Genomic DNA, 14901 nt, shown 5'->3' on the forward strand with positions numbered 1-14901 from the left:
TAATTAATAGTACTTTTGCAACCTATTTATACAAAATATGAGCTTTTTAAAAGAAATACAACGTAGAAGAACATTCGGAATTATATCGCATCCTGATGCCGGTAAAACAACTTTAACTGAAAAATTATTGTTGTTTGGAGGTGCAATTCAGGAAGCTGGAGCTGTAAAAAATAATAAAATTAAAAAAGGAGCAACAAGTGATTTCATGGAAATCGAACGCCAAAGAGGTATTTCGGTTTCAACATCTGTACTTGCTTTTAATTATAAAGACAAAAAAATCAATATTCTTGATACGCCAGGTCATAAGGATTTTGCCGAAGATACTTTTAGAACTTTAACTGCAGTTGATAGTGTTATTGTTGTTATTGACGTTGCAAAAGGAGTTGAGGAACAAACGGAGAAATTAGTCGCGGTTTGTAGAATGCGTAATATTCCGATGATTGTTTTCATTAATAAATTAGACCGTGAAGGAAAAGACGCTTTTGACTTAATGGATGAAGTAGAACAAAAACTTGGTCTAACAGTTACGCCTTTAAGTTTCCCTATCGGAATGGGTTATGATTTTCAGGGAATTTACAATCTATGGGAGCAAAACATTAATCTTTTTAGTGGAGACAGCCGTAAAAATATTGAGGAAACAATTGCTTTTTCTGATGTTCAGAATAATCCGGAATTAGATAAAATTATTGGCCAAAAACCAGCAGATAAATTACGTGAAGAATTAGAATTGATAGATGAAGTATATCCTAAATTTGAACGTCAGGATTATTTAGACGGAAAAATTCAGCCTGTATTTTTTGGTTCAGCTTTGAATAATTTTGGAGTTCGCGAATTGTTAGATTGTTTTGTTACAATCGCTCCATCACCAAGACCAAAAGATTCTGAAACACGTTTAGTAAATCCTGCTGAGGAAAAAATGAGCGGATTTGTTTTTAAAATTCACGCTAATATGGATCCAAAACATAGAGATCGTTTAGCATTTATAAAAATTGTTTCCGGAACTTTTGAAAGAAACAAACCCTATTACCATGTTCGTCAAAAGAAAAATTTAAAATTCTCTAGTCCAAATGCATTTTTTGCTGAGAAAAAAGAAATCGTTGATATTTCATATCCTGGTGATATTGTTGGTTTGCATGATACTGGAAACTTTAAAATTGGAGATACTTTGACTGAAGGCGAAATTATGAGTTTTAAAGGAATTCCGAGTTTCTCTCCAGAACACTTTAGATACATCAATAATGCTGATCCTATGAAAGCCAAGCAGCTAGACAAAGGAATTGATCAGTTGATGGATGAAGGTGTTGCGCAGTTGTTTACTTTAGAAATGAACAATCGTAAAATAATTGGAACTGTTGGAGCACTTCAATATGAGGTAATTCAATATCGTTTAGAACATGAATACGGTGCAAAATGTACTTATGAAAATTTCCCAGTTCATAAAGCTTGTTGGGTAAAACCTGATGATGCCAAAAACGATGAGTTTAAAGAATTTAAACGTATCAAACAAAAATTCTTAGCGCATGACAAGTATGGTCAATTGGTGTTTTTAGCTGATTCTGATTTTACGATTCAAATGACACAAAATAAATATCCGAGTGTGAAATTATTCTTCACTTCAGAATTTGATTAATATCCTCTTTAAAAGGAAAACAAAAATGCCGTCTAAAGCAATTTAGACGGCATTTTTTTATCTCCATGAAATTTCAAGATGTTTATTTCAGATATTTAATTACTTTCCATCAATATAATTAATACCCAATCCTCCCGCAATCATAATTTTTGAAAGTTCATCTTCGGCAATAATTATATTTTGAAAAAGTATATCATTTTTAACTGACTTTATATCAAACGGAATTGTTTTTGAAAGATAATAATCATCTCCAGTAATAGTAACTTCCAGAGTTTTACTGTTTTTCAAAACTTGCACAGGAATTGAAAACTCTCCCGTTTTAGAATTTACTTTTATTGTACCCGAAGAACTGTTTATAGTAAGTGCTAAATTTGGATATTTTTTGCTGTTAAATGGCCTTCTTGTTTTAGCTTCTAATAATTTCCCTTTTACGGTTATTGAAACTTCTTCTTCAACAACTTTAGTATATGCTACTTTACCCATAGTATGCATATTCGGGTATGGACGATTTACTTCCGTTTTCACTATTTCTTTTTCTTGTCCAACAACATTTGATGCTATTAAAACAGATGCTGCTATAGCTGCATATTTAAAATTATTAAGTCTGGAAGTTTCGTTATATTGAAATTCTTCTTCTAATTGTGTTACTTTTAGTCTCGCACAAATGGTTGCATCTTTACTCTCTGCGATAAATTTAGCAACTTCAGAATTTGATTTCCTACTCAAATCGATTACATTTTTTGCGCACGAATTACAAAATGAACCACTTGCATTAGGAATCATTTTATTAAAATTTTCAGAACAAGGGTTTGCTATTTCTAAGGTGAATTTCTTTTTCATACTATACTTTATTAAGTTAAAATCTTTTACAGATACTTATTACTTATATAGAGAACATTTTTTATAAAAAGGTTGGAAAGAAAGTAAAATTATTTTTATTCAGCACAATTTTTATTGCGATTTTAATTCCTGAAAGATCTTAAATAAAAAAAAGCGCTAATTTTCACTAGCGCTTTTTTTATTAATTTGAATTAATCAACCTTATACTAAGTCATTATATTCTAAAAAATTAATCTTTTATTAGGAATATCGAAATTAAGAGAATAACACTTACAAAAGAAATATACTCGATGAAAGTGAAATTAATCGGGTAAACTGCATTTATTTAAAATTACAAATAAAAAAAAGCCCCATTACTGGGGCTTTTAAAATTTATGCTTGTCCTGCAGGACCAAAATTAAGCGGTATTGGTGCTTGTTCAGTGTCTTTGATTTCGCCATGAGCGGCTTCAAAACGATGAATATTTTCACCAATTGCTTTCAATAATCTTTTAGCATGTTGTGGTGTCAAGACAATTCTTGACTTTACCTTGGCTTTAGGAATACCCGGCATAATGCTCACAAAATCTAAAACAAACTCTGATGATGAGTGATTTATAATCGCAAGATTAGAATAAATTCCTTCTGCAATAGTTTCGTCTAACTCAATATTAATTTGCTCTTGTTGTTGTTTCGGATTACTCATAGTTTCCCTAATTAATAAATATATTCTTCTTTATTCGCCATCATTTCATTGTAATCGTCTTTAGATCCTACGATAGTATTATCATATTCTCTCATACCAGTTCCCGCAGGAATTCTGTGTCCAACAATTACATTTTCTTTTAATCCTTCTAAATCATCTACTTTACCAGCTACAGCAGCTTCGTTAAGTACTTTTGTTGTTTCTTGGAAAGAAGCAGCAGAGATGAATGATTTAGTTTGTAGCGAAGCTCTTGTAATACCTTGTAAAACTGGCGTTGCAGTTGCAGTAATTACGTCTCTTGCTACAACAAGATTTTTATCAGTTCGTTTCAACAATGAGTTTTCATCACGTAAATCACGAGGAGAAATAATCTGACCTGGTTTCAATACAGCAGAATCTCCAGCGTCTTCAACTACTTTCATACCGTATAATTTATCATTTTGAACGATAAAATCTTTAGTGTGAATTAATTGATCTTCTAGGAATAATGTATCTCCTGGATCTTGAACTCTTACTTTACGCATCATTTGACGAATAACTACCTCAAAGTGCTTGTCATTAATTTTTACCCCTTGTAAACGGTATACCTCTTGAATTTCATTTACCAAGTACTGTTGAACAGCAGCCGGTCCTTGAATTCTTAAGATGTCGTCTGGTGTAATTGCACCGTCAGACAATGGTACTCCTGCTCTTACGAAGTCATTTTCTTGTACTAAGATTTGGCTTGAAAGTTTAACTAAATACTTTTTAATCTCACCAAATTTAGATTCGATAACAATTTCACGGTTACCTCTTTTGATTTTTCCAAAAGAAACAACACCGTCAATTTCAGAAACAACTGCTGGGTTTGAAGGGTTACGAGCCTCAAGCAACTCAGTAATTCTTGGTAAACCTCCCGTGATATCTCCTGCTTTAGAAGAACGACGTGGAATTTTTACTAATACTTTACCGGCTTTAATTTTCTCACCGTTCTCAACCATAAGGTGGGCTCCTACTGGTAAGTTATACGAACGAATCAATTCACCTTCTTTACCGTAAACCAATAAAGTTGGAATTAATTTTTTATTTCTAGCTTCAGAAATTACTTTTTCCTGGAAACCTGTTTGCTCATCGATTTCAACCATGAACGATTGTCCTTGCTCTAAATCCTCGTAAGCAATCTTACCAGTAAATTCAGAAACAATTACACCATTATATGGATCCCACTTACAGATTACAGATCCTTTAGTAACAGTTTCTCCGTCTTTAACGAAGATACTAGAACCGTAAGGAATATTATGTGTATTTAAGACGATTCCAGTTTTCTCATCAACTAATTTTAATTCAGTTGAACGTGATACTACGATATCAACCGCATTACCTTCACTATCTTCACCTTTTACAGTTTTTAAATCTTCAATCTCAAGTCTACCGTTGAATCTTGTAACAATACTAGATTCTTCAGAAATACCTCCTGCAACCCCTCCAACGTGGAACGTACGAAGTGTTAACTGTGTACCTGGCTCTCCAATAGATTGAGCGGCAATAACTCCGACAGCTTCACCTCTTTGTGTCATTTTTCCGGTAGCTAAGTTTCTACCGTAACATTTAGCACAAATACCTTTTAAAGCCTCACAAGTTAATGGAGATCTAACCTCTACTTTTTCAATCGGAGAAGCTTCGATAACTCTCATGATTGCTTCAGTAATTTGGTGACCTGATTGAACTAATACTTCGTTAGTAAGAGGATTTATAACATCTTGCAATGCAACACGTCCTAAAATTCTTTCTCCTAAAGATTCAACAATTTCCTCATTTTTCTTCAAAGCAGAAACTTCAACACCTCTTAATGTACCACAATCTTCGATGTTAACAATAACATCTTGTGAAACGTCATGAAGCCTTCTTGTTAAGTATCCGGCATCGGCAGTTTTAAGAGCCGTATCCGCAAGTCCTTTACGAGCACCGTGAGTAGAAATGAAATACTCAAGAATCGAAAGACCTTCCTTAAAGTTAGAAAGAATCGGGTTTTCAATAATTTCCCCACCACCAGCAGTAGATTTTTTAGGCTTAGCCATCAAACCACGCATACCAGTTAACTGACGAATCTGTTCTTTAGAACCCCTCGCTCCAGAATCAAGCATCATATATACAGAGTTGAAACCTTGTTGGTCTTCTCTAATATTTTTCATTGCTAATTCTGTCAATTGAGCATTTGCTGAAGTCCAAACATCAATAACTTGGTTGTAACGTTCGTTATTGGTAATAAGACCCATGTTATAATTCACAGAAATACCTTCAACTTGCTCTCTGGCATCTGCAATTAATTTTGTTTTTTGCTCTGGAATTCTAATATCACCAAGAGAGAAAGATAAACCTCCTCTAAATGCGAATTTATAACCCATATCTTTCATATTGTCCAAGAAAGCAGCAGTAGTAGGTACATTAGTCACACTTAAAATGTGTCCAATAATATCTCTAAGGTTTTTCTTAGTCAATACATCATTGATATATCCAGCTGCTTCAGGTACTACTTCATTAAATAATACACGTCCTGCAGTTGTTTGAATAATTTTGTACACTAACTCTCCGGCTTCATTAAAATCTTTTGCTCTGATTCTTACACGAGCATTCAATTCTAATCTTCCTTCATTTAATGCGATATTTACTTCTTCAGCAGAATAGAAAGTTAAGTCTTGACCTAAAATTACATGTTCTGGAGTTGAGATACGTTCTTTGGTCATATAATATAGACCCAAGACCATATCCTGAGAAGGTACAGTAATTGGAGCACCATTTGCAGGATTCAAGATATTGTGAGAAGCCAACATTAATAATTGTGCCTCTAAAATAGCCTCTGGTCCTAATGGCAAGTGAACTGCCATCTGATCCCCATCAAAATCGGCGTTGAAAGCCGTACATACTAATGGGTGCAATTGGATCGCTTTTCCTTCAATTAATTTTGGTTGAAAAGCTTGAATACCAAGTCTGTGTAACGTAGGAGCACGGTTAAGCAATACAGGGTGTCCTTTAATTACATTTTCAAGGATATCCCAAACTACAGGCTCTTTTTTGTCTATAATTTTCTTAGCAGATTTTACTGTTTTAACAATTCCTCTTTCAATCAATTTACGGATCACGAAAGGTTTGTATAATTCAGATGCCATATCTTTTGGCAGTCCACATTCGAATAATTTTAATTCAGGACCAACAACAATTACCGAACGAGCAGAATAATCCACACGTTTTCCAAGTAAGTTTTGACGGAAACGTCCTTGCTTACCTTTTAAGGAATCTGATAATGATTTTAATGGTCTGTTAGATTCTGTTTTAACAGCAGAAGCTTTACGAGTGTTATCAAATAATGAATCTACAGATTCCTGTAACATACGTTTTTCGTTTCTTAAGATAACTTCCGGAGCTTTAATCTCCATTAATCTTTTTAAACGGTTATTACGGATGATTACACGACGGTATAAATCATTTAAATCTGAAGTTGCAAAACGACCTCCATCAAGTGGAACAAGCGGACGCAATTCTGGTGGAATAACTGGTACCACTTTCATAATCATCCACTCAGGACGATTTTCACGGTTTAAGTTAGACTCACGGAAAGACTCAACAACTTGTAATCTTTTTAAAGCTTCAGTTTTACGTTGTTTAGATGTTTCGTTGTTAGCGCTGTGTCTTAATTCATAAGATAAAGCATCTAAATCAATACGAGCTAATAAATCCATAATACACTCTGCTCCCATTTTGGCAACAAATTTATTAGGATCCATATCATCTAAATATTGGTTTTCTTGCGGAAGAGTATCTAAAATATTCAAATATTCTTCTTCAGTCAAGAAATCTAATCTTTGTAATGATTCTCCTTCTGCATTTTTAGCAATACCAGCTTGAATTACTACATATCTTTCGTAGTAAATGATCATATCTAATTTCTTAGATGGAAGACCAAGGATATAACCAATTTTGTTTGGAAGAGAACGGAAATACCAGATATGTGCAATTGGCACAACAAGGTTGATGTGTCCTACTCTGTCACGACGTACTTTTTTCTCAGTAACTTCAACACCACAACGGTCACAGATGATCCCTTTGTAACGAATTCTTTTATATTTACCACAAGCACATTCAAAATCTTTAACAGGTCCGAAGATTCTTTCGCAGAAAAGTCCGTCACGCTCAGGTTTGTGAGTTCTGTAGTTAATTGTTTCTGGTTTCAACACCTCTCCTCTTGATTCTTTCAAGATAGATTCTGGTGAAGCTAATCCAATTGAGATTTTATTAAATCTTTTAACTGGATTTTTATCCTTATTATTATTTCTATTATTCATCATAGTTTTTACTATTGATTTATCTGCAATTAAAAAATTGATTTTATTTAGTCTAAAGTCAAATGTCATAAAGTTTTTAAAGCCACGAACGACTTTAGACTTTGGACTTTCAAACTTTCGACTTAAACACTACCTCGGATTACTTCTCTAAACTTCAAACAAATTTTGAAGTGCTAATTATAAAACTTTTCAGGTTTATATAAAAAATCGGAACGGTTTACGGGTATAAATCCTAAAAACTTTTATAAATGAGTAATCAGTTTTCAGATATTGCTATCCGAAAACTGAAAACTACTTAATACTTATTATTCTTCTAAACGAATGTCAAGTCCAAGACCTTTTAATTCATGCATTAATACATTGAATGATTCAGGTAATCCTGGCTCTGGCATAGATTCACCCTTAACGATAGCTTCGTAAGTTTTAGCTCTACCAATAACGTCATCCGACTTAACTGTTAAGATTTCACGTAGTGTACTTGATGCTCCATAAGCCTCAAGTGCCCAAACCTCCATTTCTCCAAAACGCTGACCTCCAAATTGAGCTTTACCTCCAAGTGGTTGTTGTGTAATCAACGAGTATGGTCCGATAGAACGTGCGTGCATCTTATCATCAACCATGTGTCCTAATTTAAGCATGTAAATTACACCCACAGTCGCTGCTTGATGGAAACGCTCTCCAGTACCACCATCATAAAGGTGTGTATGTCCGAAACGTGGTACTCCAGCCTCATCAGTTAATTCATTAATTTGATCTAAAGTTGCACCATCAAAAATTGGAGTAGCAAATTTTCTACCTAAATTTTGTCCAGCCCATCCAAGAACAGTTTCATAAATCTGACCAATGTTCATACGTGAAGGTACCCCAAGTGGATTCAATACGATATCTACCGGTGTTCCGTCTTCAAGGAAAGGCATATCTTCATGACGAACGATTCTAGCAACAATACCTTTGTTACCGTGACGTCCCGCCATTTTATCCCCTACTTTCAGTTTACGTTTTTTAGCGATATAAATTTTCGCTAATTTCAAGATTCCAGATGGTAATTCATCTCCAACTGTAATAGTGAATTTTTCTCTTCTTAAAGATCCTTGTAAGTCGTTCAGCTTAATTTTATAGTTATGAATTAAATCATTAACCATTTTATTAGTAGCATCATCAGCAACCCATTGACCTTTGCTTAAGTGAGCAAAATCTTCTACTGCGTAAAGCATTTTTTGAGTATATTTTTTACCTTTTGGTAAAACTTCTTCACCCAAATCATTCATTACACCTTGAGATGTTTTTCCGTTAACGATCAAGAATAATTTTTCAACCAATCTGTCTTTTAATTCAACAAATTTAGTTTCAAACTCCATTTCTAAAGCGCCTAAAGCATCTTTATCCTGAGTACGTTTACGTTTATCTTTTACGGCTCTTGCAAATAATTTTTTGTCAAGAACTACACCGTGTAAAGATGGAGACGCTTTTAATGAAGCATCTTTTACATCACCTGCTTTATCCCCGAAGATTGCACGAAGCAATTTCTCTTCCGGAGTAGGATCTGATTCTCCTTTTGGTGTAATTTTTCCGATTAGAATGTCGCCAGGTTTAACCTCTGCTCCAATTCTGATCATACCGTTTTCATCTAAATCTTTAGTAGCTTCTTCAGAAACGTTAGGAATATCGTTTGTTAACTCTTCATTTCCTAACTTCGTATCTCTAACCTCTAATGAATAATCATCAACGTGGATAGAAGTAAAAATATCATCACGAACTACTTTTTCAGAAATTACAATCGCATCCTCAAAGTTATACCCTTTCCATGGCATGAACGCAACTTTTAAGTTTCTACCTAAAGCTAATTCACCATTTTGAGTAGCATATCCTTCTGATAATACTTGTCCAAGAATAACTCTGTCACCTTTTCTTACGATTGGTTTCAAGTTGATACTTGTTCCTTGATTGGTTTTTCTAAATTTAATTAAGTTGTATGTTTTTTCATCAGCATCAAAACTTACCATTCTTTCTTCTTCAGTACGGTCGTATTTGATAGTAATGATGTTAGCATCAACATATTCTACAGTTCCATCTCCTTCAGCATTAATCAATACTCTAGAATCTGAAGCCACCTGACGCTCTAAACCAGTACCAACAATTGGTGCTTCCGGACGGATCAAAGGAACCGCCTGACGCATCATGTTAGATCCCATCAAGGCTCTATTCGCATCATCATGTTCCAAGAAAGGAATCAATGAAGCCGAAATCGAAGCAATCTGGTTAGGTGCAACGTCTGTATAATGTACTGCTGATGGCTCAACAACTGGGAAGTCACCTTCCTCACGAGCAATAACATTGCTAGCTGTAATTTTACCAGAAGCATCCATTTCAATGTTTGCCTGAGCAATCATTTTTCCTTCTTCTTCTTCAGCACTTAAGTAAATAGGAGTACTTTCTAAATCAACTACACCATTTGTTACTTTACGGTAAGGAGTTTCGATGAAACCCATTCCGTTAACTTTTGCATAAACACCAAGAGATGAAATCAAACCAATGTTTGGTCCCTCTGGAGTTTCAATCGGACATAAACGACCATAGTGTGTATAGTGAACGTCACGAACCTCAAAACCAGCTCTCTCTCTCGAAAGTCCACCAGGTCCAAGGGCAGAAAGTCTTCTCTTGTGTGTAATCTCAGCTAATGGATTTGTTTGATCCATAAATTGAGACAACTGATTAGTACCAAAGAAAGAGTTGATAACCGATGATAATGTTTTAGCATTAATCAAATCGATTGGTGTAAACACCTCGTTATCTCTAACGTTCATTCTCTCACGAATAGTTCTAGCCATACGTGCTAAACCAACACCGAATTGTTGAGACAATTGTTCTCCAACTGTTCTAACACGACGGTTTGATAAGTGATCAATATCATCAATCTCTGCTTTAGAGTTGATCAATTCGATCAAATATTTTACAATGGTAATGATATCTTCTTTGGTAAGCACTTGCTTTTCCATTGGGATATCTAAACCAAGTTTTTTGTTCATTCTATAACGACCAACTTCACCTAAGTTATAACGTTGATCAGAGAAGAATAATTTATCTATAATACCACGAGCAGTTTCTTCATCAGGCGGTTCTGCATTACGCAATTGTCTGTAAATATGCTCAACAGCTTCTTTTTCAGAGTTTGTTGGATCTTTTTGTAACGTGTTGTGGATAATAGCATAATCTGCTTGGTTATTATCCTCTTTGTGCAACAAAATAGATTTAACGTTAGAATCGATGATTTCTTCAACATTATCTTTATCGATAATTGTATCACGATCAAGGATGATTTCGTTACGTTCGATAGAAACTACCTCACCGGTATCTTCATCAACGAAATCCTCGTGCCAAGTGTTCAATACACGTGCAGCAAGTCTTCTTCCAATATATTTTTTAATACCAGTTTTAGAAACTTTAATTTCTTCAGCAAGGTCAAAGATTTCAAGGATATCCTTATCTCTTTCGAACCCAATTGCACGGAATAAAGTTGTAACCGGTAATTTTTTCTTTCTATCGATATAAGCATACATTACGCTGTTTATATCTGTAGAAAATTCTATCCAAGATCCTTTAAAAGGAATTACTCTGGCAGAATAAAGTTTTGTTCCATTTGCGTGGAATGATTGTCCAAAGAAAACCCCAGGAGAACGGTGTAGTTGAGATACTACTACACGCTCAGCACCATTGATAACAAAAGTACCGCTTGGAGTCATATAAGGTATTGTTCCAAGATAAACATCTTGTACAATAGTTTCAAAATCTTCGTGTTCTGGATCTGTACAGTATAGTTTCAACCTGGCTTTTAAAGGTACACTATAAGTAAGACCTCTCTCTATACATTCTTGAATTGTATAACGTGGTGGATCAACAAAATAATCTAGGAACTCCAATACAAAGTTGTTTCTTGTATCTGTGATTGGAAAGTTTTCCATGAAGGTATTGTACAACCCTTCGTTGCCTCTTTCGTCAGATTTAGTTTCTAATTGAAAAAAATCTTTAAAAGATTTAACCTGAACATCTAGAAAATCTGGATAGTCAGGAATATTTTTTGTAGAGGCAAAATTCAATCTTTCAGTCTGATTTGTTATCATCAATGGACAAAATTTTGATTAAAAAAAAGTAAATTTTTGTGTAAAAACACAATGTTTAATTAATACCTTCTTTTTAAAATCAATACATCTTTAAAATGAACAAGAAAATGAGTTCAATTTTTTTCTTCGTATTGATCAAAAACTTTTTCGTATTTTAAACTATGTGATAATAAAACTTGTAATATTTTATTATACGAAAAATGGTTTAGGCCATTGAGCGTTGACTCAAGACCTAAACCTAGTTCTTAAAACCGAGTAAACTTATTTAAGTTCAACTACAGCTCCAGCTTCTTCTAATGATTTTTTAAGACCTTCAGCCTCTTCTTTAGAAACACCTTCTTTAACGTTACTTGGAGCACCGTCAACTACATCTTTAGCTTCTTTCAAACCTAAGCCTGTAAGTTCTTTAACTAATTTTACAACTGCTAATTTAGAAGCACCAGCTTCTTTTAATACAACTGTAAATTCAGTTTGTGCTTCTTCAGCAGCACCTTCTCCACCACCAGCAGCAACTACTACAGCTGCAGCAGCAGGCTCGATACCATACTCGTCTTTTAATATTGTTGCTAATTCGTTAACTTCTTTAACTGTTAAGTTAACTAATTGTTCTGCGAATTGTTTCAAATCTGCCATTTTTTCTATCGTTTAAAATGATTTGTAAAATTATATTTTGTTTATTGTGCGCTAATTAAGCTACAAGGAAATTCCCTTGTATTGAATTATTATGCTTCAGCTTCTTCTTCGCTACCAGCGAATTTGTTTTGTAAAGCAGAAATAATTCTTTGTGCTGGTGATTGCAATAATCCAATAAGTTCTCCAAGAAGTTCTTCTTTAGATTTAATAGTTGCTAATGCATCTAATTGATCATCTCCAATGTAAATTTCAGAATTAATATAAGCTCCTTTTAATACAGGTTTTGCTGATTTTTTTCTGAAATCTTTAATTATTTTTCCAGGTGCATTTGCAACATCTGAAATAAATATAGCACTATTACCAGTCAATACTGAAGGTAAATCACCATAGTCATTAGCAGAAGCTTCCATTGCTTTTGCAAGCAAAGTGTTTTTTACTACCTCTAATTTTATACCTGCTTTAAAGCAAGCTCTTCTCAAGCTTGAAGTAGTTTCTGCGTTTAATCCAGAAATATCAGATACATAAATAATATTTGTACCAGCTAACTGTGCAGTTAAATCTTCAATCGCGATTGATTTTTCTTCTCTAGTCATACTAAAAATTATTAACTACCAATTATACTGCTTTAGGGTCCAATGCAATTGCAGGACTCATAGTGCTTGTAAGGTGAATACCTTTAATGTAGGTACCTTTAGCAGCAGTTGGTTTAAGTTTGATTAATGTTTGAATAATTTCGTGTGCATTGTCATAAATTTGCTCAGCTCCAAAAGAAACTTTACCAATTCCTGCATGTACGATACCAGTTTTATCAACTTTAAAGTCAATTTTACCAGCTTTAACCTCTGCAACAGCTTTAGCAACATCCATAGTTACTGTACCTGTTTTAGGGTTTGGCATTAAACCTCTAGGTCCTAAAATACGACCTAATGGACCTAATTTACCCATAACAGCTGGCATAGTGATAATTACATCAACATCTGTCCAACCATCTTTAATTTTTTGTAAATAATCGTCAAGACCTACATAATCAGCCCCAGCTTCTTTAGCTTCCGCTTCTTTATCTGGAGTAACCAATGCTAATACTTTAACGTCTTTACCTGTTCCGTGAGGTAATGTAACCACACCTCTAACCATTTGATTTGCTTTTCTTGGATCTACACCCAAACGAACTGCGATATCAACAGACTCATCAAATTTTGCAGAAGCTATAACTTTAATCAATGCAGCTGCATCTTTCAAAGAGTATAGTTTGTTCTTTTCAATTTTTGAAGCAGCCTCTTTTTGCTTTTTTGTTAATTTTGCCATTTCTTTCTCTTAATTAAAAAGGAGCATCTCCTGATACAGTTATACCCATAGACCTAGCAGTTCCAGCGATCATGCTCATTGCAGATTCGATTGTAAATGCATTTAAGTCTACCATTTTATCTTCAGCAATTGCTTTGATAACGTCCCAAGTAACACTAGCTACTTTTTTACGATTTGGTTCACCTGATCCAGACTTTAGCTTTGCAGCTTCCAATAATTGGACAGCAGCTGGAGGAGTCTTAACAACAAAATCAAATGATTTGTCTTTATACACAGTAATTTGTACTGGGCATATTTTGCCAGGTTTATCTTGTGTTCTAGCATTAAATTGCTTACAGAACTCCATGATATTAACCCCAGCAGCTCCTAAAGCAGGTCCAACCGGTGGCGACGGATTCGCAGCACCTCCCTTAACTTGTAGTTTAACTACCTTACTAATTTCTTTAGCCATTTTTTAAAAAATTTAACACCATAATCATTGGAAGCGATTATAGTGGTTATTATAGATGTAACAAAAATTATACTTTTTCAACTTGCATGAAACTCAATTCCAATGGCGTTTTTCTTCCGAAAATTTTCACCATTACTTCAAGTTTACGCTTTTCTTCATTGATTTTTTCAACTGTTCCGTTAAATCCGTTAAAAGGACCATCGATCACTTTAACAGTTTCGCCTAAGTTGAAAGGAATAGCACGAGTATCTGTATTTACAGCCAGCTCATCCACTTTACCTAACATTCTATTTACTTCAGAAAGTCTCAAAGGAACAGGTTCTCCGCCTTTGATCTCACCTAAAAATCCAATTACACTAGTAATAGACTTAATAATATGAGGTATCTCACCAACTAAATTGGCTTCGATCATAACATATCCAGGGAAATAAACTTTATCCTTAGACATTTTCTTTCCTTCTTTTACAGTAACTACCTTTTCTGTAGGTACCAAAACTTGGGAAACATAATCACCCATACCTAGTCTGGCAATCTCAGTTTCGATATAAGTTTTGACTTTATTTTCTTGTCCGCTTACAGCTCTAACCACATACCATTTTTTCACATTATTATCTGCCATCACAAAAAAATTATCCTTTTAACCAGTTAAAAAATCCAGCCAAAGCTTTTGCAAAAAATTCGTCTACACCCCATGTTGCCAAAGCGAATAAAACCGAAAATACAGCTACAACAATTGTCAATTTTTGAACCTCAGCCCAAGCAGGCCAAGTAACATTTGACTTTAACTCTTCGAAAGCCTCTGATAAATAATTAGTAACTTTTGTCATTTGATATATTTTATATTGCACGGGCGGAGGGATTCGAACCCCCATCAACGGTTTTGGAGACCGCTATTCTACCCTTGAACTACGCCCGTAATTA

Annotated in this window: 11 protein-coding genes and 1 tRNA gene; 1 reads left to right on the forward strand and 11 read right to left on the reverse strand. The window is 34.4% G+C overall.

Annotation, left to right across the window (positions count from 1 at the left end):
• Positions 1-37: 37 nt before the first annotated feature.
• Complete coding sequence (locus EV143_RS18920; RefSeq protein ID WP_133509508.1) at positions 38-1630, forward strand: peptide chain release factor 3; 1593 nt, start codon at positions 38-40, stop codon at positions 1628-1630.
• A 99-nt stretch (positions 1631-1729) separates the two neighbouring features.
• Here the strand turns inward: EV143_RS18920 and EV143_RS18925 are convergent, their stop codons facing one another.
• The 11 genes from EV143_RS18925 to EV143_RS18975 form a co-directional block, all read right to left on the reverse strand.
• Positions 1730-2470, reverse strand: a complete 741-nt coding sequence (locus EV143_RS18925) for a hypothetical protein (protein ID WP_133509509.1) — start codon at positions 2468-2470, stop codon at positions 1730-1732.
• 372 nt (positions 2471-2842) lie between these two features.
• Positions 2843-3154 carry a DUF3467 domain-containing protein gene (locus tag EV143_RS18930; RefSeq protein ID WP_059116017.1) on the reverse strand — a complete coding sequence of 104 codons (312 nt, stop codon included), beginning with the start codon at positions 3152-3154 and terminating at the stop codon, positions 2843-2845.
• Between the two features lie 11 nt (positions 3155-3165).
• Positions 3166-7476 (reverse strand): DNA-directed RNA polymerase subunit beta', encoded by a 4311-nt coding sequence (rpoC, locus tag EV143_RS18935; protein WP_133509567.1) that lies wholly within the window; start codon positions 7474-7476, stop codon positions 3166-3168.
• 302 nt (positions 7477-7778) lie between these two features.
• Entirely contained in the window at positions 7779-11591 is a 3813-nt protein-coding gene (rpoB, locus tag EV143_RS18940) for a DNA-directed RNA polymerase subunit beta (RefSeq protein WP_133509510.1), read from the reverse strand.
• Between the two features lie 261 nt (positions 11592-11852).
• Positions 11853-12224, reverse strand: coding sequence for a 50S ribosomal protein L7/L12 (gene rplL, locus EV143_RS18945; RefSeq protein ID WP_007807437.1), 372 nt, complete (start codon positions 12222-12224; stop codon positions 11853-11855).
• A gap of 89 nt (positions 12225-12313) precedes the next feature.
• The gene (gene rplJ, locus EV143_RS18950) at positions 12314-12817 is read right to left on the reverse strand and encodes a 50S ribosomal protein L10 (protein ID WP_056195154.1); all 504 of its coding nucleotides are present in this window, start codon (positions 12815-12817) and stop codon (positions 12314-12316) included.
• Between the two features lie 22 nt (positions 12818-12839).
• Positions 12840-13529, reverse strand: coding sequence for a 50S ribosomal protein L1 (gene rplA / locus EV143_RS18955; protein ID WP_007807440.1), 690 nt, complete (start codon positions 13527-13529; stop codon positions 12840-12842).
• Between the two features lie 13 nt (positions 13530-13542).
• Positions 13543-13980, reverse strand: coding sequence for a 50S ribosomal protein L11 (gene rplK / locus EV143_RS18960; RefSeq protein ID WP_007807442.1), 438 nt, complete (start codon positions 13978-13980; stop codon positions 13543-13545).
• Between the two features lie 67 nt (positions 13981-14047).
• Positions 14048-14599 carry a transcription termination/antitermination protein NusG gene (gene nusG, locus EV143_RS18965; protein WP_133509511.1) on the reverse strand — a complete coding sequence of 184 codons (552 nt, stop codon included), beginning with the start codon at positions 14597-14599 and terminating at the stop codon, positions 14048-14050.
• 10 nt (positions 14600-14609) lie between these two features.
• Positions 14610-14807 (reverse strand): preprotein translocase subunit SecE, encoded by a 198-nt coding sequence (secE, locus tag EV143_RS18970; RefSeq protein ID WP_041517377.1) that lies wholly within the window; start codon positions 14805-14807, stop codon positions 14610-14612.
• An 18-nt stretch (positions 14808-14825) separates the two neighbouring features.
• Positions 14826-14896, reverse strand: a tRNA-Trp gene (locus EV143_RS18975).
• Positions 14897-14901 lie beyond the last annotated feature (5 nt).

It is taken from the genome of Flavobacterium chryseum (assembly GCF_004362015.1).
In the GTDB taxonomy this organism is placed as follows: domain Bacteria; phylum Bacteroidota; class Bacteroidia; order Flavobacteriales; family Flavobacteriaceae; genus Flavobacterium.

What these genes read in the sequence shown, in the direction of transcription:
- EV143_RS18920 (WP_133509508.1), top strand. Translation starts at nt 38, where the DNA reads ATGAGCTTTTTAAAAGAAATACAACGTAGAAGAACATTCGGAATTATA.
- EV143_RS18925 (WP_133509509.1), bottom strand. Translation starts at nt 2,470, where the DNA reads ATGAAAAAGAAATTCACCTTAGAAATAGCAAACCCTTGTTCTGAAAAT.
- EV143_RS18930 (WP_059116017.1), bottom strand. Translation starts at nt 3,154, where the DNA reads ATGAGTAATCCGAAACAACAACAAGAGCAAATTAATATTGAGTTAGAC.
- rpoC (WP_133509567.1), bottom strand. Translation starts at nt 7,476, where the DNA reads ATGATGAATAATAGAAATAATAATAAGGATAAAAATCCAGTTAAAAGA.
- rpoB (WP_133509510.1), bottom strand. Translation starts at nt 11,591, where the DNA reads ATGATAACAAATCAGACTGAAAGATTGAATTTTGCCTCTACAAAAAAT.
- rplL (WP_007807437.1), bottom strand. Translation starts at nt 12,224, where the DNA reads ATGGCAGATTTGAAACAATTCGCAGAACAATTAGTTAACTTAACAGTT.
- rplJ (WP_056195154.1), bottom strand. Translation starts at nt 12,817, where the DNA reads ATGACTAGAGAAGAAAAATCAATCGCGATTGAAGATTTAACTGCACAG.
- rplA (WP_007807440.1), bottom strand. Translation starts at nt 13,529, where the DNA reads ATGGCAAAATTAACAAAAAAGCAAAAAGAGGCTGCTTCAAAAATTGAA.
- rplK (WP_007807442.1), bottom strand. Translation starts at nt 13,980, where the DNA reads ATGGCTAAAGAAATTAGTAAGGTAGTTAAACTACAAGTTAAGGGAGGT.
- nusG (WP_133509511.1), bottom strand. Translation starts at nt 14,599, where the DNA reads ATGGCAGATAATAATGTGAAAAAATGGTATGTGGTTAGAGCTGTAAGC.
- secE (WP_041517377.1), bottom strand. Translation starts at nt 14,807, where the DNA reads ATGACAAAAGTTACTAATTATTTATCAGAGGCTTTCGAAGAGTTAAAG.